The organism is Bifidobacterium pseudocatenulatum DSM 20438 = JCM 1200 = LMG 10505 (genome assembly GCF_001025215.1).
GTDB lineage: Bacteria > Actinomycetota > Actinomycetes > Actinomycetales > Bifidobacteriaceae > Bifidobacterium > Bifidobacterium pseudocatenulatum.
The window spans coordinates 246414-267352 of sequence record NZ_AP012330.1 but is presented as its reverse complement, the minus strand read 5'-3'; the positions used below and the strand labels follow the sequence as shown (position 1 = coordinate 267352).

Sequence of the window (20939 nt, the reverse complement as noted above, 5' to 3'; positions counted from 1 at the left end):
ACGAAACAGCTCATACGGCGAGCGCGGCGATCGGACGCGGAGCCACCACCACTTCGGATCCAACCGTCAGGCCGGCAGGAAGCTCATTGGCCGGCAGCTGCACGGTGACGGGCAGGTGGCCCACACCTGCGGCAACCGTCAAGTCAACGCGGGCGAGCGCACCGAGGAAGTGCACCATGTCGACGCGACCATGCTCGCCTACCATGTTGCCATCGTTTGCGGCTAGAGTGATCACAAGGTTTTCCGGTCGCACGAGCACGGTGGAGGCGTCGCGCTTGGAGGCTTCGAGCAACGGCACGCGCTGGCCAAACACCACGGCTTCCTCACCATTCGTGATGCCTGGGAGTCGGTTGGTCAGGCCAATGAAGGTGGCCACGTATTCGCTGCCCGGACGGCGGTACAGTGTCTGCGGGTCGGCGATCTGTTCGATACATCCGTGGTTCATCACGCCGATGCGGTCGGCAACGGTGAGCGCTTCTTCCTGATCGTGGGTCACGAACACGGTGGTGGTGCCGGCTTCGAGCTGGATGCGGCGGATTTCGTCGCGCAGCTGCACACGAACTTTGGCGTCAAGTGCGGAAAGCGGCTCGTCGAGCAGGAGCACTCGGGGGTTCACGGCCAGTGCGCGGGCGAGCGCCACACGCTGCTGCTGACCGCCAGACATCTGCTGCGTGTATTTGCCAGCCTGATCGGCAAGACCTACGAGTTCCAGCTTCTCCATGGCCTGCTTACGGCGTTCCGTCTTGCCCATGCCGCGGATTTCCAACCCGAATTCCACGTTCTGCAGAGCGGTCATGTGTGGGAACAGCGAGTACGCCTGGAACACCATGGCCATGTTTCGCTTGTTGACGGGCACGCCAGTCACATCTTGGCCGCCGACGAGAATACGGCCGGCCTGGATGTCTTCCAAGCCTGCGAGGGAACGCAGCGCGGTGGATTTGCCGCAGCCGGAGCCGCCGAGCAGCACGACCATTTCACCAGGATTGATTTCTAGGTTGAAGTTGTCGAGCGCCTTGTTGGTGGCTCCTGGGTAGATTTTGTCTACATTAAGCATTTGCACGCCGCCGCCGCGTTCCGCGGAGTCGTTGAGGACTTCGCGTGCGGCTCGGGTTACGGTTTCGGCGCTCGGATTGGCGTTTACGAACGCTTCCGAAGTGCGTGCGATGGTTGCTTTCTGATCAGCGAGAGTCATGATTCGTTGCTTTCTTTGGATTTACGCAGTGCGTCGGAAATAAGATCGAGGGCTACCAGCAGGATCACGCCGAACAGTAGTGCCAGCAGCGACATGGCGGTGGAGATTTGGGAGTTGGATTGGCCAAGCTGGTAGAGCGCCACCTGCAGGTTCATGCGTCCAAGCAGCGATGCGACGGTGTATTCGCCCAGCACCACGGCGATGGAGATGAACGATGCAGAGAGGATCGACTGCCACAGGTTGGGGATGAGCACACGGAAGAACACTCGCGGCCAGGAGGCTCCGAGCGAGCGGGATGCTTCGCACAGCGTTTTCACGTCAATGGAGTTGAGGCCCACAGCGAGCGCGCGGAATGCAAATGGCATCACCAGAATAACGTACGCGAAGCACAGCCAGATCGGGTTGGTGCTGAGCACGTCGGCGCTGAGCCAACGGTAAATCGGCCCCAGGCCGACTACGAGCACGATGGCGGGGATGGTCAGCGGCAGGGTGGCCACCCATTCGATGGCGCGTTCCAGCTGCTTGGAGCGAATGTGCACGATCACCATGGTGGGTACCATGAGCAGCAGCATGATGACCACAGTCACCACACACAATCCCATGGACGATCCAAGACCGCTCCACAATGTGGACAAGTCAGCACCAAGCGCGCTGCCATCGCCGGTGAGAATCGCAATCCACGGATCCAAACTCCACTTGCCGGAAAGCGGGTGTCGAATGGTGAACACAAACATAGACACCAGTGGCACGAACAGGAACAGCAGCGTGAACGTGAGAATAATCGCCTTGATCACGCGCTGCTTGCGCACGCGGGCGGCACGCAGCTGCGGGGGCATTGCTTCAGTATGATTCACTGCCATTGTCCGGCCTTCTTTTCCACAGCGTGGCTCAGCATCATCACCAGAGCAACCACGATGATCATCGCGAAGGCGAGCACTTGCGCGAATCCCTGCTGATTCGGATCCATTTCGTTGCGCATGGCGCCCTGAATCATAAGCGGCACCAGAATCGAACGCTGTGAGAACAATGCGGCGGCCGTCGCATATGCGGAGAACGCGCTGGCGAACAGCAACAGCAATGCGGAAATGAAACGCGGAACCAGTATCGGCCCCGCAACGCGCGTCCAATACTGGAATGTGTTACCGCCGAGCGATTCGCAAGCCTCACGCCACTGCGGACGAATCGAATCGACCGCAGGCAGGAAGATGATAATCATCAACGGAATCTGGAAGTAGCAGTAGACCGTGATTAGGCCAGGCAGGGAGCTCAACCAGTTCGGATTGACGGTCAGTCCGGTCAGCTGACGGATCAGCATGGTGCCGACGCCGTTGATACCGATGGTGGCGATGAAGGCGAAAGCGAGCATCACGCCGCCGAACTGTGCGAGCACCGACGAAATGGCACTGACCATGCGGCGCAGCAGTCCGTTCGGTTTGCTGCCAATCACCAGCGCATACGAGGCAACCGCACCCACGACCGCGCCAATGAGTGCGGAGATCACGGAAACGAGAATGGAGGTGGCGAACGCGGCGATGGTGTTCGCTTCGAAGAGTTTGCTGAAGTTGTTGAGGGTAAATCCGCCGTCGACGTTCCGGAATGCGCCGACAATCACGATAACGGTAGGCGCAAGCAGGAAGCAGGCGGTGTAGGCGAAGAACGGGATGGTCACGACGAATGTACCGATTTCGCGGCGATGCGTGGCGAAATCGGAGGTTGCGGAGGGGCCGTTTCCTCGAGTTCCGCGGGCTTCGCGTGCGTTACGCCCGCCGATGACTCCCGCTTTGGGGGTGATTGCTGCAGTCATGGTTGCATGCGTGCTTTCATACGATTGATATGCGGTGAGATTGCATAGGATTGTGGGATTCCGCTATTGCGGGAGACATGCTTCAAGGCCGGTTGTTACGGCAGAAGACGTCGGGGAACTTGCTTCAGCCCGTCGTGTCCGCCGGTCTACCGGCCTTAGATTGCATTATTTTCGATTGCGATCCAGCTCGTTTGCGTTGCTTGCGAGCGGTTGCCAATCAGTTGCCGATGGTCTTGTCCCAGTTGTTCTGGAGCCATTCGGTGATGCGAGTGGAATCATCGTTTGTATAGGTCACCGGATCGCCCTCGATGGTGATGGCGGTCTTCAGGGTGTCCTGGTCAACCGTGCCGTCCTCCTTCATGGAGTCGAGGAGCACCGGATTGGCGCCGCCCTTGAACCATTCGTTCTGAGCATCGGCGGTGTACAAGTATTCCTCCCACAGGCGTGCTGCGGCCGGGTGCGGAGCGTCCACGTTGATGGCCTGGTTGTAGTAGCTGACCACCTGGGCGTTCTTGAAGGTCTTGAACTTCCAGTTCACGCCCTTCTCCTTGAGGCTCTTCTGATAGGAGGCCTGGTTGTAGCTCCAGTCCATCACCACGCCGGTCTGGCCGGAATCGATGGTTCCGTCGGTCACGTCAACGGTGGTGAGGTTGCCAGCATCCTTGAGCTTCTTGAAGTAGTCGAGGCCCGGCTGCAAGTCGTTGATGTCACCACCTGCGAGCTGGTTGATCATGAGGTAACCGTTGAATGCGGCGCCGGCTTCGGCAGGCTTGCCGTTCAGCGCCACGGTGCCGGCGAACTTCGGATCCATCAGATCGTCAAGGCTGTTGATGTCGCCGTACTTGTCGGCGTTCCAACCGATCGACATGATGCCGGTGTAGTCGGCGTAATACTTGCCGTCAGCATTCTTCACGGAATCCGGAATCTTATCCCAGGCCTGCACCTTGTAGGAGGCGAAGTTGTCGGTGCTGGTGGAAGCCACGGCCAAGCCGAGGTCGAACACGTCGGGGGCAGCGTCGGTGCCCTTGTTAGTCTTGGCTGCGTCCACTTCTTCCTTGGAGGAGGCGTTCGGGTTCAGCTCGTTGATCTTAATGTTCGGATACTTCTTCTTGAAGCCGTTGATGACCTCACCATAGTTGGACCAGTTGTGAGGAAGTGCGATGACGTTAAGCTGGCCTTCCTTTTCGGCGGCGGCAACCAAATCGTCCATCGTACCGAAATCAGCCAAGGAAGTAGCCTTTGCGGACTTTTCATCAACCTTTACGGCCTTGCCGGAAGTGGAATCAGCTGAGGAATCCGTGCTGTCCGATCCGCAGGCGGCCATGGAGAAAGCCAGAACGGCAGCAAGGGAGCCGGCAGCCAGTTTGCGCAGAGAAATCATGGAAATCAATATCTTTCTTATGCCTTGTTCATAACAACAAGAAAGAAGATAAGCCCTCAAATCAACGCGATACTGACCTTACAGTAAATATGCAGTTTATTTTGAATCGGAAAAACTAAATTTTCCCAAACTGCAGGTAAATTGGTGAAATATGTCAACTGGCACCAACGCAGTGTCAGCATTGATGCCAGTCTCATGCAAATCGAATCAGACTAAAGCGAGCAACCACCCAATCGAAATCAGCGCAGCACGCCCTCGATCAGCGTGGTGATCAGATCGGTGTAGCTCACGCCGGTTGCCTCCCATGCCTTGGGATACATGGAAATCGGGGTGAAGCCCGGCATGGTGTTGATTTCGTTGACCATCACTTCGCCGTCGGCCGTCACGAAGGTGTCGACACGACTCAGGCCGGCGCCGTCGACTGCGATGAACGCTTTTTTGGCGGTTTCGCGCACGCGGTTCAGAGTTTCTTCCGGCAGGCTTGCGGGCACTTCCACATGGCTTGCGTCGGAGTTCACGTACTTGCTGTCGAAATCATAGAACTGGTCGTCGCCCTCGGCACGCTTGTCAAGCACGATTTCGCCCGGCCAGCTGGCCTGCGGAGCCTCGCCGGCCTTCGGGCAGAGCACGGCGCATTCGATTTCGCGCGCGTCGATGCCCTGTTCCACGAGCACACGCCAATCATGGTGGGACGCTTCGAACACTGCGGCGGCAAGCTCGGCCGCATCGCCCTCATGTTCGACCTTGGTCACGCCGAAGCTGGAACCGGCGCGGGACGGCTTCACGAACAGCGGGTACTGCAATCCGGCCTGCTGCACCGCGGCAAGCATCTCGTCCGCCTCGGCGGCGAATTCGGAAGCGGCATCATAATCGCGCACATCCAACGTGATGCCTGGAGCCACGGGAATACCGGCCGCAGCCAGCAATACCTTCGTATAATGCTTGTCCATGCAAGCGGCGGAAGCGAGCACACCGCAGCCAACGTACGGCACGTTCATCATTTCGAACAGGCCCTGAATCGTGCCATCCTCACCGTACGGACCATGCAATACCGGAAGCACGGCGTCCACGTGGCCAAGCGAAGTCAGCGTGCCGTCATCTTCACGAGCGAAGAAACCATCCTGGCCGAGTGCCACATCCAGCACCACATCTTTGGAGGAATCCGTCTTCTCCACCATCGGCAGGCCTTCGCTCATGTTCCACTTGCGTGGATCCTCGCCGCCTACGATCCACTCGCCGTTCTTGGTGATTCCCACCTCAATGGCTTCGAACTTGTCAGTATCCAACGCGCGCAGCACGCCCGCCGCAGAGATGCAGGAAATCGAATGCTCGTCGGCTTTGCCGCCATACATCACCACAATGCGCTGTTTTGCCATCTTTGTCTTATGCTCCATCAGTTGGTCCGTTGAACGCACGCGCGCCCAATACCGTCTGCCAATACTGTCTGTACTGTCTGTCTTCGCAATATCGCGCCGGTTCGCACTTCTGTTCGCCCGCGATACCACGCATTCGCAATATCGCAGTTCAGTATACAAACCGCACCCCACAGCCCACACACGACGAACCATAATTACACACGCCCGTCACTCATGTCCTATTTTCATGAATCATAGAATACGGAATCAAACGTTGGAATGATGCGATTGCAACCTGAAAAAACCGAGCTTAATCGCTTTGTCTAATCACGATTAGACTATTTTTATACAGATTTACTATTATTGCCGAAATATATGGCGATTGACGATTGACACATTCCGATTGACGTTTTACGCAATCGCATGCCTCGAAAAATAAAAAGACCGCACCTGAAAGTGCGGTCTTATCTGCAATCGCGATGTTGCGGAAAGCTTATTCTTCGCTGATGCCTTCGCCGAAAAGTTCGGACAGCATCTGCGCGCAGGAGATGCCATCGGAAAGCACGTGGCTCATGGCCGTGGCGAGCGGCGTGGGCACGCCGTACTGCTTGCCGAGCGCCACCACCGCATCGGTGGTCGGCACGCCTTCGGCCACGCCGTTGCTCACCTTGGTGGCTTCCTCAACGCTCAATCCCTTGCCCAAGTTGGATCCGAACGTGTAGTTGCGGCTCAACGGGGATCCGCAGGTGGCGATCAGGTCGCCCACGCCAGCCAAACCGGCGAACGTCTTCGGATCGGCGCCTGCCGCCTCGCCCAGGGCGGTCAGTTCGGCCAGGCCACGGGTTTCGATCATGGCGGCGGTATTTTCGCCGTAGCCGGCGCCGCGGGCCATGCCCACGGCCAGCGCGACCACATTCTTCAGCGATCCACACATTTCCAAGCCGATCACGTCGCGGGTTACGAACGCACGGAAATAGTCGGTGGTGCAAGCGGCTGCGATCTTGCGCGCATTGTCGAGATTTTCGCAGGCGACCACGGTTGCGGCCGGCTCGCGGTCAGCGATCTGCTTGCTCAGGTTCGGTCCGGAAATCGCGGCGAAGCGGTCGGCCGGCAGGTCAAGCGTTTCCATAACGACTTCATCCATGCGCTTGCCGGTGGTGCGTTCGATGCCTTTCATCAGCGAGGCGACGAGTGCGGTTTCGGGAATCAGGTCCTTGAATTCGACGAGCGCGACGCGGGCGAACTGTGCGGCGATGGCCACGATCACAATGTCGGCGTTGGCTACGGCTTCGGCACGGTCGCCGGTGGCGGTCATGTTGCTTGGCAGCACTTTCACGCTGGGCAGGCGAACACCGTTGTGATGGTGGTCGCGAATGCCTTCCACAATCTCCGGTTCGATGGCCCACATAGTCACATTGTTGCCTGCATCGGCAAGCACCTGACCGAAAGCGGTTCCCCAAGCTCCTGCGCCCAGTACCGTCACGTTCGTCATATTTGCTCCTTGCATTACTCCGGGCATCATTCATAACCCGGAGTCTTGGCTCAAAAATTGCTTTTCCTATGCTACCGCCGGCTACGCACACCGCGATATATGCCGCAATACGCGCCATACGTATGCGCAATCGGCTGGCAGTATTTCGATTACCGCATTTCAGCAATCGCGTGTGCGGTCTTTTTCGATTCGGCCTTCTTCGATTCAGTCCTTCACTCGGCTCATCGTACGATAATCCCAATATCCATCGGGGGCTTGTTCGCCGCGGATTTCGGCCATGACTTCGGTCATACGCACGCGGATGCGTCGGGTAAGTTCGTTGGCGAGATCCTCCGGCACTTCCTCACCCCAGGAATCGCAATCGGCGAGCAGATCCGCATAATCAAGCGCCTCGTCGTAGCACATGACCACGTTTTTACGCGGCCACGGCCACCAATGGTTGATGCTTGCCGCGCCCCACGTTACCGCGCAATACAGCGGAATCTGGTAGCCGAGTCGGCGCGAAGCCTCAAGCGCGATCATGCCCACGCCGTTTTTCATGCTCATCGGCCATTTCTGCGGATCGCGCGTTACCGTGCCTTCCGGCCATACGGTTAGGGGTCGGCCGGAGGTAAGGATTTCCACGGAGGTTTCCTCGATGGCTTTCGCCTTGCCCGAACGGCGTTGCACGGGCTGCATGCCTACCAGTTGGAACCATTTGCCGATCAGCGGCCACGAGGCCATTTCGGCTTTGGCCATGTAGCGCGGACGGCGGCCTTGATGGAACATGGAGATCATGGGCACGAACACGTCAAACATGGTGACGTGCGTGGCCGCGGTGATGAACGGACCGGTTTCCGGCACGTGTTCGATGCCCCACGCCTTGAGTTTGGTGCGGTTGCGGAATACGATGTCGCATCCGGTGAGCAGACGATGGGTCGCTTTCGGATTCTGCGCCGCGATTTCGGCTTCATTGGCTTTGCGCGGCCCGCATGGAAAGTCGTGGGTTGGGTCAACGAGATGGTGACGCTGTGCGAGCTTTGCGACTTGTTCGTCGCTTAACGGTTTGACCGCGGAACGCGGCGAGGGTTTTCCTTTGGATGCCATGCGTTCCATTCTGCCACCACCCATTCCGCTTGGTTGGAACGATTGCGCTCATGCACGACGCACACACGAAATACAAAAACACGGAATATACGAAAAAGGCGGAACTGGTGGATAGGCTGGAGGACGATTGACGACGAAGATGTTGCGACTATCCCTAGAATCCGTCTGGACATGCAGTAAACACAATAACGATGAGGGAAACCCTTATATCTTCGGCTGTTCACCTCGTTGCAAACGCCATTCGATATCGACAATCATAATGCCATTCCGAAAGAATCTCTGCCGAAAATCGACATTATTTTCAAAAACAATAAAACTTTTTGCATCACTATTATGCGCCATAACCCCCTAAATTAAGTTCAATAATTTATACACTGAATTACTAAGTTTTTGAGAACGAGCAACGGCAATATGTAAGCAAAAAGCCGGTGCCCACTGTTGTGAACACCGGCCTTACCAAGCCAATCAAGCTATATCAGCGATAAATCAAGCAACAAATCAGTCGAAATCTGCGCCGAGAGCTTCGAGCTTGCCACGGAAATCGGCATAACCGCGGTCAATCAGCGAAATGCCCTGCACATTGGACGGGCCCTTTGCCGCCAACGCGGCAATCAGATGGCTGAAGCCGCCACGCAGATCCGGCACGTCAATATCGCGGCCGGTCAGCGGGGTCGGTCCGAAAATAACCGCGGAATGCTTGTAATTGCGCTGCTGGAAACGGCATGGCAGCGATCCGAGGCATTCGCGATACAGCTGAATCGTGGCACCCATCTGCACCAGTGGCTTCGTGAAACCGAAACGATTCTCATACACCGTTTCATGCACGATCGACAGGCCCTTCGCCTGCGTCAACGCCACTACCAACGGCTGCTGCCAGTCAGTCATGAAGCCCGGATGCACGTCGGTTTCGATCGCGACCGGCTTCAAATCGCCGCCCGGATGCCAGAAACGAATGCCGTTATCGGTAATGTCGAACTCACCACCAATCTTGCGGAACACGTTCAGGAACGTCATCATTTCAGGCTGCGTAGCACCCTTGACGAAAATGTCGCCATGCGTGGCCAATGCCGCGGAAGCCCAGGAAGCGGCCTCGATGCGGTCGGTCAGCGAAGTGTGCGTATAGCCCTTCAGCTCCTTCACACCCTCGATGCGGAACGTACGGTCCACATCCACGGAAATGATCGCGCCCATCTTCTGCAGCACGCACACCAAATCCATGATTTCAGGTTCGGTGGCAGCGCCGGAAAGCTCCGTCTTGCCCTCAGCAAGCACGGCGGCAAGCAACGTCTGCTCGGTAGCGCCCACCGACGGGTACGGCAGGTGAATCTTCGCGCCATGCAAACCGTTCGGAGCGGTGATATGAATGCCGTCCTTATGTTCCTTATCGACGTTGGCACCCAACTTGCGCAACGTTTCCAGGTGGAAATCAATCGGACGACCGCCAATATTGCATCCGCCGAGAGCCGGAATGAACGCCTCACCCAAACGGTGCAGCAGCGGGCCGGAGAACAGAATCGGAATACGCGACGAACCAGACAGCGTATCCACGTCGGCCACATCGGCAAGCTGCACATTCGTGGCGTCGATCGTGACCACGCCGTGATCGCCATCCACCGTAACGTCCACGCCATGCAGACGCAGCAAGTCGGAGACCACATGCACGTCGCGAATCTCCGGAACATTCTTCAACACGGACGTACCCGGGGCGAGCAGCGCCGCCACCATGGCCTTGCTCACGAAGTTCTTCGCGCCACGCACCTTGATGGTGCCGTTCAGCGGCTTGCCACCTTCGACGTGCAGAATGTCGTTGTTGTTGTCAGACACGCTCAACCTCTTTCGCTTCCCTTATACGGTTCAAGCTTGAAACACACTAACCCTCAGTTTGCCATAAGGCATGTAGTGGGCTCGTGAAATGCCGCGTTCAGCGCAGTGTCTCCCAATTTCGTTCGACTTTCGACCAAAATTCCCAGCCACTGGAACAATCCACCCGCCAAACCGCATCCCAGCGGGCAAAAACTTCCAGTCGGTGGAAGAATCCTCCCGATACAAGCCCCTCCACCGTCCAAAAACCTCCAGTCACTGGAAGAATCATCCCACCAAACTGCATCTCAGCGGGCAAAACCCTCCAGTCACTGGAAGAATCAGGACGGACAGCTACCCCCGTGCTGCACTAATCCTTCCAGCGAATGGGAAAAAAAGGACGGTGAAACGCAACAGAGCGCAAATCAGGCGCAATTGAACCTGTGACTACAGTGCGGCTTTAATGTCTTGCGCCAAACGGGCGTTCCACATGGCACCCGTAGCGCTCATCACCGCGTTTGCACCAGCCTCGCGGTACGCCTTGTAATCTTCCGGACGAATCACACCGCCCACGCCAACGATCGCAAAATCAAGACCCAGCTTCTCGCGAATCGCATTCAGGCGGCCAACCATATCGAGACCTGCACCACGAATCGCATTGCCACATACGCCCGAACGGTCACGCCCCGCGCCTGGCAATGCCTGATTGCCGTTCGCATCCACCAGCTTCGCGGAGATTGTGTTAATGGTGGAGAAACCCTGCACCGCGCCATGGCCGGCGGTTTCCTTCACCATAATTTCCAGATCGGCATCATTCGGAATGTATGCGAGCTTCACGATCAGCGGACGATCGCCGATTTCGTTCTTCACCGCTTCCGTAATCTCGCCGACCAAATGCGGATCGTGGCACAACAGACGATTATGTCCCTCATTCGGGCAGCTGGTGTTCATTTCCATCAGGCCAGCGCCAGTTTCGGCAACCAAATGCGCGGTGGTGACATGATCGGCGATATACGCTTCACGATCCATGCCCTCCACGCGGGAGCCTTGGAAGCTCGGCACCAGCAGCTGGCCGTCACCGGCTGCGGCGATTGCCTTCTGCATGTCCGGCTGCCATTCGTCGGGATCACGGGAGGGAACGCCGAAACTGTTGGAAATCGAAATCGGAAGCTCATAACGGGTATCGGCAAGCACACCCTCGTCAAGTTCGGCACTGCCCGGAACCAGCGAACCATCGGCATTCCGCGGATGCACGGCCAGCACGTTCGGGAACGCATTGCAGCCCCATGCGCGGGAACGAACCGTCTTGTATACCGCCAGATCGAAGCCCATACGGAAAGCGGCCGTGGTGAAACGCTCATTCAGCAGCGGACCAGCTGGAATACCGAACGGCAGATTCACACGAAAACCAAGGAATTCCTGCGCTTGAGCGGCCTGAATGGTCTGAACGCCCTGAACCTCACTGGAGGAATCGGACGCAACCTCAGCAACAACAGACGTGACCGATCCCGCAGAATCGGACGCATCAGCCCGCAACACTTCGGCAAACGCGCCGAACGGCCCTTGCAAATAGTTGTCTTCATACGTGCGATTGACATCATAAAACGGCGCAAAACCCTGGCTCATTTTTCTCTCCGAAAGCTACGAAAGCACGAAACAATAAGCCCACCATAGCGCGTCTCATATGCAAAACCCGCGCAAATCTCACATAATCAGCAATCCCAACGTCCCAATCCTTCCAGTCACTGGAAGAATCCGGACAATATGAGTCCCCTAATCGTCCCAAAACCTCCACCCAGTGGAGGAATCACCCCGCTACGGACCGTCTCAAAGTCCAAAAACATCCACCTACTGGAAGAATCCTCCCGCTCACGCATCACATAACATCCCAATCCTTCCAGTCACTGGAAGAATCCTCCCGCAAACAATCATCCCGACGTCCCAATTCTTCCACCCACTGGAAAAATCCTCCCGCAAACAGCCCGCGCAACAACGCAAGCGGGGTGTTCCTTCCACCCACTGGAGGAATCACCCCGCAAACAGCCCGCGCACCTAGCCAGACGCCAACTCAGATGATGCCGCGATCGGCAAGCGGGCCCTGCCAATCCGGGTATTCGCCTTCGCGCGCGGACGCGATCAACTGCTCCGGCTCACGCTTCGCCGGCAGCGTCTTCGGCTTGAACGGGAACTTTTCGGCACGCATCTTCTCGTATGTCACAATATCGTCTTCATACTGCAACGTCAGATCGATATCGTCATAGCCGTTCATCAGGCGCCAACGGGTATAGTCGTTCACTTCGAACGGCAGCGTCACGTCGCCGCACGTCACCGTGCGATCCTCCAGGCTCACCGTCATATCACGGCCCGGCTCCTCGTCAAGCAGCTTCCACAGCAACTCAACGGACTCCTGCGGCATAATCGCAGCCAGCACGCCGTTCTTCGCGGTGTTGCCGTAGAAAATGTCGGCGAAACGAGACGAAATCACCACGCGGAAGCCGTAATCATGCAATGCCCACACGGCATGTTCACGAGAAGATCCGATACCGAAATCCGGTCCGGCAACGAGAATCTTGCCCCGCTTGTATTCCGGCTGGTTGAGCACGAATTCCGGATCGCGACGCCACGCATAGAACAGCGCGTCGTCGAAACCGGACTTCTGCACGCGCTTCAAGAACACGGCTGGAATAATCTGGTCAGTATCGACATTGGAACGGCGAAGCGGCACGGCCACGCCGGTAAGAGTAGTCAGTTTTTCCATTTCACTATTTCTTTCGATGTAACGATTCACAGAATGCCGGAAATCCAAGATTTCTCAGGTTTTCAAGCATTCTCAACGATTCACAGATCAGCCGGAGACGAGATGGTACCGCGGATGGCCGTTGCGGCGGCGACCGCCGGCGACGCCAGATGCGTACGCGACCCCTTGCCCTGTCGACCTTCGAAATTGCGGTTCGAAGTGGAGATGGAACGTTCGCGGGCCACCATCTTGTCGGGGTTCATGCCCAGGCACATGGAGCAGCCTGCGTTACGCCATTCGGCACCGAAGTCCTTGAAGATCTTGTCAAGTCCTTCCTTTTCCGCCTGCAAACGCACGCGAGAGGAGGCCGGCACCACGAGCACGCGGTGAATGTTTTCGGCCTTGTGATGCCCCTTCATAATGGAAGCGGCCACACGCAGATCCTCGAGACGTCCGTTGGTGCAGGAGCCGATGAACACGGTATCCACGGCAATGTCTTTGATGCGCATGCCCGGCGTCAAGCCCATGTAGGCAATGGCACGCTCGGCCGCGGTGCGCTCGGTTTCATCGTTGAACGAAGCCGGATCCGGCACCACGCCGGAAATCTTGATGCCCTGACCCGGGTTGGTGCCCCACGTCACATACGGCTCGAGATCTTCGGCCTTGATGGTCACTTCCTTGTCGAATACGGCGTCGTCATCGGTTTTCAGCGTCTTCCAGTATTCGATGGCCTTGTCCCACATTTCACCTTCCGGCGCGTGCGGGCGTCCCTTCAGATATTCGAACGTCACTTCGTCCGGCGCGATCATGCCGGCGCGAGCGCCCGCTTCGATCGACATGTTGCAGATGGTCATGCGTGCGTCCATCGACAGTTTCTTGATGGCCTCACCACGATATTCAATGACGTGCCCTTGGCCGCCACCGGTGCCGATCTTCGCGATAATCGCAAGAATAATGTCTTTTGCGGTGACGCCCTTCGGCAGTTCACCTTCGATATTCACGGCCATGGTCTTGAACGGCTTCAGGCTCAGGGTCTGCGTTGCCATAACATGTTCGACTTCGGAGGTGCCGATGCCGATGGCCATGGCACCGAACGCGCCGTGCGTGGAGGTGTGCGAGTCACCGCACACGATCGTCATGCCCGGCTGCGTCAGGCCCAGCACCGGCGCGAACGCGTGCACCACGCCCTGATCGGCGTCTCCCAGCGGGCACAGACGTACGCCGAAATCCTTGCAGTTCTTTTCGAGCGTGCTTAGCTGCAGCGCGGAGATCTTATCCGGATTCGGGCGGTCGATGTCGGCAGTCGGCGTGTTGTGATCTTCCGTTGCGATCAGCTGGTCAAGGTGACGTGGCTTGCGTCCGGCCAGTCGCAAGCCTTCGAACGCCTGCGGACTGGTGACTTCGTGCATGAGCATCAGATCAATGTACAGCAAGTCGGGAGCCCCATCGCTACCCTTGCGTACCAAATGATCGGCCCAGACCTTCTCGGCCAATGTCGTTCCCATTGTGGGACCTCCTCGAATTTTTCCTCGCTTTTTCCTCGCGGTATTGCCAACCCGCGTTGTTCGTGCTATAAGCCTATGGTGTTCGAGCCTGGTTCGAACGCGTTTATGCCGGTATATGAGATACTTGCATGCAACGCACACATCACATATGCGCCAAGTTCACTCCAGATCATGTCAAAATCGCCGCGATTGTGGCATATCTCCCCGTATGTACCTACAAAATCGTTGAAAATTCAGATTTTTTTCCAGCTTTTTCCATAACTGAGTAAAGATTAAAATACCTGCTCTACCGCAGTCCGACATTGCGTACATTTTGCATTTCAATATGTGAGATGGCATAATCCCTCTTATGACTTCTTCGAATACAAGCACCACCATGCCTGAATCGCAGTCGGATGAGACTGAGCTTCCAGCTGAGACCCACCACACGACGTCTTCTCAAAGCAATGAGATTCATTCCGGTGTGGGTGTGCTTGACAAGACCGTCAAAATCCTTGACGCGCTTGAATCCGGTCCGGCAACGCTCGGACAGCTGGTTTCCTCGACGGGCTTGGCCCGACCGACCGCGCATCGACTGGCGATTGCGTTGGAGCGTCACCGTTTTGTGTTGCGTGATCAGCATGGTCGTTTCGTGCTTGGCTCGCGTTTTGCGGAATTGGCCGCTGCTGCCGGCGAGGATCGTTTGCTGACCGCAGCCGCGCCGATTTTGCAGACGTTGCTGGATCGCACTGGCGAATCCGCGCAGATTTACCGCCGTCAGGGCGATATGCGCGTGTGCATCGCCGCCGTGGAGCGCGCTTCCGGTTTGCGTGATTCCATTCCGGTCGGTGCGATGCTGTCGATGGAGGCCGGTTCCGCGGCCCAGATTTTGCTGGCTTGGGAGGATTCCGAACGCCTGCATCAGGGGTTGCGTCACGCCAAGTTCACCGCGGCCAAGCTTACCGCCGTGCGCAAGCGCGGTTGGGCCGAGTCGGTCAACGAGCGCGATGAGGGCGTATGCTCGATTTCCGCGCCGATTCGCAATGCTTCCGGTCAGGTGATTGCCGCAATTTCGATTTCCGGCCCGGACGGTCGTATGGGGTCCAATCCCGGACGCCGTTACGCCCCGCTGGTTATGGCTGCCGGCAAGTATTTGACCGACGCCTTGATTAAGGCTTCTTCCGGTCGCTGACGGGCAATATACAGCCTCTCAACCGTGTTCCGCGATGCATGCAGGACACGGTTTTGCTATTTCCTGCCTTCCGCAAGTTTTGCCATTTCCTTGCAGGATTTGTCATTTCGCTCTTTTCAGCTACTTCTTACGCAGCCAAGTCAACAGTTTGCTCCACCATGTCGGCCGATGCAGCAGATCCACGCCTTCGGATTCGGGCTTCGATTCACTGGTCATGCCGTACGCGTACGCCTTGCCCGCGCTCGGTTTGCCCACTAATTCGCCGTATTCAAGCAGCTGCGTACGCGGCTCGTACGGATGGCGGATGTCGAACTCGATCAGCCGCGCGGCCCGCTTCTGCGGCACCGGACCATACGATCCGAAACCGCTGGTGGGCGACGCGATCATCGTCAGACCGCCAACCTTGCCTGGCGAAGCCGCCGTCTGCGCATCAGCCGAGGCCATTTCTCGCGAAACCGGCACTGTTCCAACGAATGCGTTGCGGTGATCATGCCCCGCGGAAATCGCAAAATAGTCATGCTGTTCCAATATCGCGAATTCACCGCTGTCGGCATCCGGGCAGCTGACACCCTCCCCCAGATAACTGCCGGGAAGCGTTTTTTCCTCATCCAAAACGTAATGTTTTCCAGCGAAATTGCGGTAGCCTTCAATCGCACGCGCCGCATTCGCCGCAGTCGGCTTCAACAGTTGGTAATACTGTTGCACCGGAAAATGCTGAAATACCATGCACGGCACTGCCTTTTCCTGCGATTGCGCGGTTTCGTGCGATCCTGCCTGTTTCTGAGATTGCGTGGCCATCATTTCCGGCACTTCGGCAAGAAATCGCAACGCCTCCGCGGACGGGCTTCCGTACCCGCCGGAACGTGCGTAATCGCCTGAATCCAGCAATACCAAGCCCAGCACGGACATCGTATGGTCCACATCGGCAACCGGCAATGCGAAGGTGCCCGGCTCGCAAGCGAATACGCGCTGATTCGGCAAATACGATTCCGCCCGGAGTTGCACGAAACCTGCATCTTCCGCAGAATCCATGCTTCCCACAGAATTTGCAGAATTTGCGCCCCCGAGGCCGCTCTCGCCTCCCGTAGGCTCAGGGTTCACGCATCCGGGAAATTCCCTGCAAATGCTTTCGATTTCCGCATTGCTGAGCCCGCATTGAAAATCGTGGTTGCCGAATGTCACCGCCCACGGAATGCCGCGATCGGCAAGCGGACGCACGAGCTGTTCGACAGTGGCGCGCACGGATGCGCAGGTGCGTTCCAGCGCAGCTTCGAACCGTTCTGACGCTTCGGAAGACTTGGATGAAGCGGTTTTGGAGGAAATCCCCGCGGCAGCGCTCCAACGACGTTTGCGCGTGGTTTGCGCGTATGCGGGATCATATCCTGCGATCTGATTGCCGGTGAAGATGACGATATCCGGCCTTGTGGCATCCAGTGACGCTTCGATGAGTTTGACGGTGTCTTTGCTGACTTTCGGCCCGTCTTGAATGTCGGCAAGCTGCAGAACGCGGAATTTGCCGGATTGGTGGAATTGCAATCGTCCCAGTCGCGCGGATACGGAAAGCGGGCGATCGTCGCCTTCTTCCGCCGGTTGGATGCGCGGTCGCGTGGCGGCGGCTTTTGCTGCGTTCTGCAATTCAGTCATGCTTCCTAGGGTAGTGCAATTTTCTTGGACTATGTTGTACTGGCAGACATGCTTGCGAAAAACAAAAAACCCTCGCATCTGCGAGGGTCATTGGCTGGGATGCCTGGACTCGAACCAAGAATGGCTGAACCAGAATCAGCTGTGTTGCCAATTACACCACATCCCAATTTGGCAGGCGTGGCAACTTCGAAAAGTTGTCCGTCGTACCCCCGACCGGATTTGAACCGGTGTTGGCGCCGTGAGAGGGCGTAGTCCTAGACCGCTAGACGACGGGGGCTTGAGTTATTGCTGTGATTCTCAGCTGAGCCGCGAACCGCAACGAGTGATAAATATACGCGAATCCGTAGGAGTGCGCAAGTCACGGCGTGTCGCGCCATTTTCCGCCATTCTTAAACAGCATCCCAGAACAACAAACCCGCTGGAACGGAACATTCCAGCGGGTCGACAGTCATGCGATCGGCAAAATCACACCATCAGCGCATCACAGGTGCTCGCGCAAGCCCTGCAAGCGTGCGACGGTGATCTCCTTGCCAACAATCTCCATGGATTCGAACAGTGGCGGAGACACGCGACGGCCGCTCATGGCCACACGCACCGGACCGAACGCCAGACGCGGCTTGTAACCGCCATCTTCGATCAGCGACTTGTTCAGTGTCTCATGCAGGAAGTCGGTCTTCCAATCATCTTCAGCAACGTCGGAAAGCGCCGCAATGGCGGCGTCGAGCACTGCCGGAGCGGAATCCTTCAACTGCTTCTTGGCGTCATCATCAGGCTCGATGTAGCCCTCGGTGGAGAGCAGCGAGCCCACCATGCCGGCGACCTCGCCCAGCAGGCGCACGCGCGGCTGCACGAGCTCCACGGAAGCGGACAGCACCTCACGCTCGCGATCGGTCAGCGCATCCCAGGAATCGGCGGAGACCACGCCATCGCGGTTCAGGTACGGCACGGCACGGTTCAGGAAGTCCTGCGGCTCAAGCATACGGATGTGCTCGGCGTTGATGGAAATGGCCTTGTCGAGGTCGAAACGGGCCGGATTGGCCTTGACGTCACGCACGTCGAACTTTTCGATCATTTCTTCCATGGAGAACACGTCGCGGTCGGCGGCGATGGACCAACCCAGCAGCGCCAGGTAGTTCAGCAGGCCTTCGCGAATGAAACCGTTGTCGCGATGCAGGAACAGATTGGATTCCGGGTCACGCTTGGAAAGCTTCTTGTTGCCCTGGCCCATCACGTACGGCATGTGGCCGAACAGCGGCATTTCCTTGGCCACGCCCAGCTCGATCAGGTAACGGTAGAGCACGATCTGACGCGGGGTGGAGCTCAGCAGGTCCTCGCCGCGCAGCACCACGTTGATGTTCATCATGGCGTCGTCGACCGGGTTGGTCAACGTGTACAGCGGATCGCCGTTCGGGCGCACGATTACGTAATCCGGCACGGAACCAGCCTTGAACTCGATGCGGCCACGGATCAGATCGTCGAACGCGACATCCTCATCGGGCATGCGGATACGCAGGGCAGGCTTGCGGCCTTCGGCACGGAAGGCGGCCTTCTGCTCTTCGGTGAGATCACGGTCGTAGCCGTCGTAACCGAAAGCCTTCGGGCGGCCGGCGGCCACGTTGCGGGCTTCGATTTCTTCCGGAGTGGAGAAGGATTCGTATGCATAGCCGGCTTCAAGCAGCTTGGCTGCGACATCCTTGTAGATGTCGCCACGCTCGGACTGGCGGTACGGGCCGTCGGGGCCACCCACGTTGATGCCCTCGTCCCAGTCGATGCCCAGCCAATTCAGGGCTTCGATGATCTGGTTGTAGCTTTCCTCGGAGTCGCGCTGGGCGTCCGTATCTTCAATACGGAACACGAACGTGCCCTTGGTATGGCGGGCCTCAGCCCAGTTGAACAGTGCGGTGCGGACCATGCCGACGTGCGGAATGCCGGTCGGGGACGGGCAGAAACGCACGCGAACATGCTCAGGAAGTTCTGGTTTGGTGTTTTCAGCTTCAGTCATAAGCTCCATTGTGCCCCGCAAACCGGACGTGCCATCCAGTCCCACGCACCAACTCGCTTTTCGCGGTCATGAACATCCTGCAGCTAATTGACCCGATGATCGCAGCCACCAATCCTTACAACACCATGCTGGGCATGAGCCGCGCCATCGACGGACTTCCCCAACGCGTCAGAAGATGCCCCACGTCAAAGGGGATTTTTGCGGGGTCTGTCGGGATTGTCCCACACTGCAATATTTTTCGGTATTTTTGGCGATGCAAGAGTATTGTGTTAATCGACTTCACTTTTTTGATGTCGATTCACTTTCCGAAAGGGTAATCTAATGACGGACCCCAACCAATATAATCCGCAGAACCCGCAGCAGGCCCAGCAATATGGCGGTTACGGCTCCTACGGTCAGAATGATTACGGCCAGCAGGCACCGCAGTATGGCGCGCCTCAATACAGCGCACCGCAATACGGCAATGCGGCCGGATACAACCAGCAGCAGCCGCAATACGGCGCACCGCAACCTCAGCCACAGGGGTCCGGCAGCTTCTTCGCACTGACCGCTCCGCTCGACCAGCCGGCCTACAACTGCACCATCGGCGAGGCGTTCATCCGCTTCTGGAAAAAGTACGCCACGTTCAAGGGCCGCGCCTCCCGCGGCGAATTCTGGTGGTGGGTTCTGTGCACATTCATCATCCAGATCGCGTTTGCCGTCATCTTCGCGGTGTTGGGCGCCATCATCGACAGCAATACAGCCAATGGAATGCGAAGCTTCGTCAACACCATTTGGGCACTGGCAACGATTGTTCCATCCCTTGCGCTTTCCGTTCGCCGCCTGCACGACACCAACAAGGCCGGCACCACGCTGGTCATCCTCTACGCGATTGACTTCATCGGTGGCGTTCTGCTGAGCGTCGGCCTCGTCATGACGGGACTTGGCGCCATTTCCGTAATCGGTGGCGGATCGAGCTCGACTGGCGTAGCCGGCATACTCCTGTTGATCATCGGTTTCATCGCATGCCTGGCCACGTCGATCGTGCTCATTGTGCTCATGGCCAAGAAGACCGATCCAGCCGGCGCACGCTTCGACGATCCGGCAGCCGGCAACGGCTACGCCCCAGCCCCGGGCATGCCACCGACCGCAACCGCACAATACGCCCCGAACGGCACTCCGGCACCGGTCGCCGACCCGTACGCAGCGGCTGTTCCGACGCCAACCGCTGATCCGTATACGGCAGCCGCTCCGGCACCTGCAATGCCTGCGCCGACTCCGGCAATGCCCACCGCAGACCCGTATGGCGCTCCGACCCCAGCCCCGGCAGCCACCAACACTCCGTACGGCAACCCGTATGGCGCTCCTTACGGAACTCCGACCGATCAGTACGCAGCACCTGCGATGCCAGCCGCTCCAGCCGCCCAGTACACTCCGGCCGCCCCGGCAACTCCGCATGCAGCCCCGGCACCCGAAGCCCCTTCCATGCCGAGCATGCCTCCGCTGCCTACGGTTCCGGAACAGTCCACCCAGCTTGACCAGACGCAGTTCGATCGCCCCACGTTCGGCAACGATTCGCAGGGCCAGACCCCGTACGGATCCGACGATTCCGACGATTCCGACGATCCTACCGCGTACGGCAACATACAGCACTGACGAAATATGCCTGTTCAGCACTGAACTTAAGAACCGAACTTGCAATAATCAGTACTACATAAAGAAAATCCCGGCACCGCAATCGCAAGTGCCGGGATTTTCTTATTCCTATATCGATAATTCCCACTAATTCGG

Annotated in this window: 15 protein-coding genes and 2 tRNA genes; 2 read left to right on the top strand and 15 right to left on the bottom strand. The window is 57.7% G+C overall.

Features of this window, described 5'->3' with window-relative positions:
- Positions 1-10: 10 nt before the first annotated feature.
- From BBPC_RS00995 to leuC, 11 genes are all read right to left on the bottom strand, one after another.
- Positions 11-1192, bottom strand: a complete 1182-nt coding sequence (locus BBPC_RS00995) for an ABC transporter ATP-binding protein (protein WP_004220214.1) — start codon at positions 1190-1192, stop codon at positions 11-13.
- Positions 1189-2052, bottom strand: a complete 864-nt coding sequence (locus tag BBPC_RS00990) for an ABC transporter permease (protein ID WP_004220216.1) — start codon at positions 2050-2052, stop codon at positions 1189-1191. The genes BBPC_RS00995 and BBPC_RS00990 overlap by 4 nt, the downstream gene beginning before the upstream one ends.
- Entirely contained in the window at positions 2043-2996 is a 954-nt protein-coding gene (locus BBPC_RS00985; RefSeq protein WP_004220218.1) for an ABC transporter permease, read from the bottom strand. Before BBPC_RS00985 ends, BBPC_RS00990 begins: the two co-directional genes overlap by 10 nt.
- Before the next feature lie 217 nt (positions 2997-3213).
- Positions 3214-4377: an ABC transporter substrate-binding protein gene (locus BBPC_RS00980; protein ID WP_004220219.1), complete on the bottom strand. Its 1164-nt coding sequence runs from the start codon at positions 4375-4377 to the stop codon at positions 3214-3216.
- Between the two features lie 239 nt (positions 4378-4616).
- Positions 4617-5753 carry a D-alanine--D-alanine ligase family protein gene (locus tag BBPC_RS00975; protein WP_033524193.1) on the bottom strand — a complete coding sequence of 379 codons (1137 nt, stop codon included), beginning with the start codon at positions 5751-5753 and terminating at the stop codon, positions 4617-4619.
- A gap of 472 nt (positions 5754-6225) precedes the next feature.
- Complete coding sequence (locus BBPC_RS00970) at positions 6226-7224, bottom strand: NAD(P)H-dependent glycerol-3-phosphate dehydrogenase (RefSeq protein ID WP_033524192.1); 999 nt, start codon at positions 7222-7224, stop codon at positions 6226-6228.
- Positions 7225-7428: 204 nt separating this feature from the next.
- Positions 7429-8310 carry a lysophospholipid acyltransferase family protein gene (locus BBPC_RS00965; protein ID WP_033524191.1) on the bottom strand — a complete coding sequence of 294 codons (882 nt, stop codon included), beginning with the start codon at positions 8308-8310 and terminating at the stop codon, positions 7429-7431.
- A gap of 498 nt (positions 8311-8808) precedes the next feature.
- Positions 8809-10134, bottom strand: a complete 1326-nt coding sequence (gene murA, locus BBPC_RS00960; protein WP_004220229.1) for a UDP-N-acetylglucosamine 1-carboxyvinyltransferase — start codon at positions 10132-10134, stop codon at positions 8809-8811.
- Positions 10135-10557: 423 nt separating this feature from the next.
- A complete protein-coding gene (locus BBPC_RS00955; protein WP_004220231.1) occupies positions 10558-11736 on the bottom strand; it encodes a beta/alpha barrel domain-containing protein in 1179 nt (392 codons plus the stop codon).
- A 442-nt stretch (positions 11737-12178) separates the two neighbouring features.
- Positions 12179-12868 carry a 3-isopropylmalate dehydratase small subunit gene (gene leuD, locus BBPC_RS00950; protein WP_004220235.1) on the bottom strand — a complete coding sequence of 230 codons (690 nt, stop codon included), beginning with the start codon at positions 12866-12868 and terminating at the stop codon, positions 12179-12181.
- An 80-nt stretch (positions 12869-12948) separates the two neighbouring features.
- Complete coding sequence (gene leuC / locus BBPC_RS00945) at positions 12949-14352, bottom strand: 3-isopropylmalate dehydratase large subunit (protein WP_004220236.1); 1404 nt, start codon at positions 14350-14352, stop codon at positions 12949-12951.
- A gap of 349 nt (positions 14353-14701) precedes the next feature.
- On the opposite strand from leuC, the gene BBPC_RS00940 reads away from it, so the two are divergent.
- A complete protein-coding gene (locus BBPC_RS00940) occupies positions 14702-15523 on the top strand; it encodes an IclR family transcriptional regulator (protein ID WP_022244563.1) in 822 nt (273 codons plus the stop codon).
- Between the two features lie 120 nt (positions 15524-15643).
- Here BBPC_RS00940 and BBPC_RS00935 read toward each other — a convergent pair whose 3' ends face one another.
- From BBPC_RS00935 to gltX, 4 genes are all read right to left on the bottom strand, one after another.
- Complete coding sequence (locus BBPC_RS00935) at positions 15644-17167, bottom strand: metallophosphoesterase (RefSeq protein ID WP_033524190.1); 1524 nt, start codon at positions 17165-17167, stop codon at positions 15644-15646.
- Positions 17168-17258: 91 nt separating this feature from the next.
- Positions 17259-17333 (bottom strand) — tRNA-Gln (locus BBPC_RS00930).
- A gap of 38 nt (positions 17334-17371) precedes the next feature.
- A tRNA-Glu gene (locus tag BBPC_RS00925) sits at positions 17372-17444 on the bottom strand.
- A gap of 204 nt (positions 17445-17648) precedes the next feature.
- Positions 17649-19169 carry a glutamate--tRNA ligase gene (gene gltX, locus BBPC_RS00920; protein WP_033524189.1) on the bottom strand — a complete coding sequence of 507 codons (1521 nt, stop codon included), beginning with the start codon at positions 19167-19169 and terminating at the stop codon, positions 17649-17651.
- 321 nt (positions 19170-19490) lie between these two features.
- Here gltX and BBPC_RS00915 point away from each other — a divergent pair, with 321 nt between their 5' ends.
- Positions 19491-20804, top strand: a complete 1314-nt coding sequence (locus tag BBPC_RS00915; protein ID WP_004220245.1) for a DUF805 domain-containing protein — start codon at positions 19491-19493, stop codon at positions 20802-20804.
- Positions 20805-20939: the final 135 nt, after the last annotated feature.

Coding starts and splice junctions, on each gene's coding strand:
- BBPC_RS00940 (WP_022244563.1), top strand. CDS start 14,702: ATGACTTCTTCGAATACAAGCACCACCATGCCTGAATCGCAGTCGGAT.
- BBPC_RS00935 (WP_033524190.1), bottom strand. CDS start 17,167: ATGACTGAATTGCAGAACGCAGCAAAAGCCGCCGCCACGCGACCGCGC.
- BBPC_RS00995 (WP_004220214.1), bottom strand. CDS start 1,192: ATGACTCTCGCTGATCAGAAAGCAACCATCGCACGCACTTCGGAAGCG.
- BBPC_RS00955 (WP_004220231.1), bottom strand. CDS start 11,736: ATGAGCCAGGGTTTTGCGCCGTTTTATGATGTCAATCGCACGTATGAA.
- leuC (WP_004220236.1), bottom strand. CDS start 14,352: ATGGGAACGACATTGGCCGAGAAGGTCTGGGCCGATCATTTGGTACGC.
- BBPC_RS00965 (WP_033524191.1), bottom strand. CDS start 8,310: ATGGCATCCAAAGGAAAACCCTCGCCGCGTTCCGCGGTCAAACCGTTA.
- BBPC_RS00975 (WP_033524193.1), bottom strand. CDS start 5,753: ATGGCAAAACAGCGCATTGTGGTGATGTATGGCGGCAAAGCCGACGAG.
- BBPC_RS00915 (WP_004220245.1), top strand. CDS start 19,491: ATGACGGACCCCAACCAATATAATCCGCAGAACCCGCAGCAGGCCCAG.
- BBPC_RS00985 (WP_004220218.1), bottom strand. CDS start 2,996: ATGACTGCAGCAATCACCCCCAAAGCGGGAGTCATCGGCGGGCGTAAC.
- BBPC_RS00980 (WP_004220219.1), bottom strand. CDS start 4,377: ATGATTTCTCTGCGCAAACTGGCTGCCGGCTCCCTTGCTGCCGTTCTG.
- gltX (WP_033524189.1), bottom strand. CDS start 19,169: ATGACTGAAGCTGAAAACACCAAACCAGAACTTCCTGAGCATGTTCGC.
- leuD (WP_004220235.1), bottom strand. CDS start 12,868: ATGGAAAAACTGACTACTCTTACCGGCGTGGCCGTGCCGCTTCGCCGT.
- BBPC_RS00970 (WP_033524192.1), bottom strand. CDS start 7,224: ATGACGAACGTGACGGTACTGGGCGCAGGAGCTTGGGGAACCGCTTTC.
- BBPC_RS00990 (WP_004220216.1), bottom strand. CDS start 2,052: ATGGCAGTGAATCATACTGAAGCAATGCCCCCGCAGCTGCGTGCCGCC.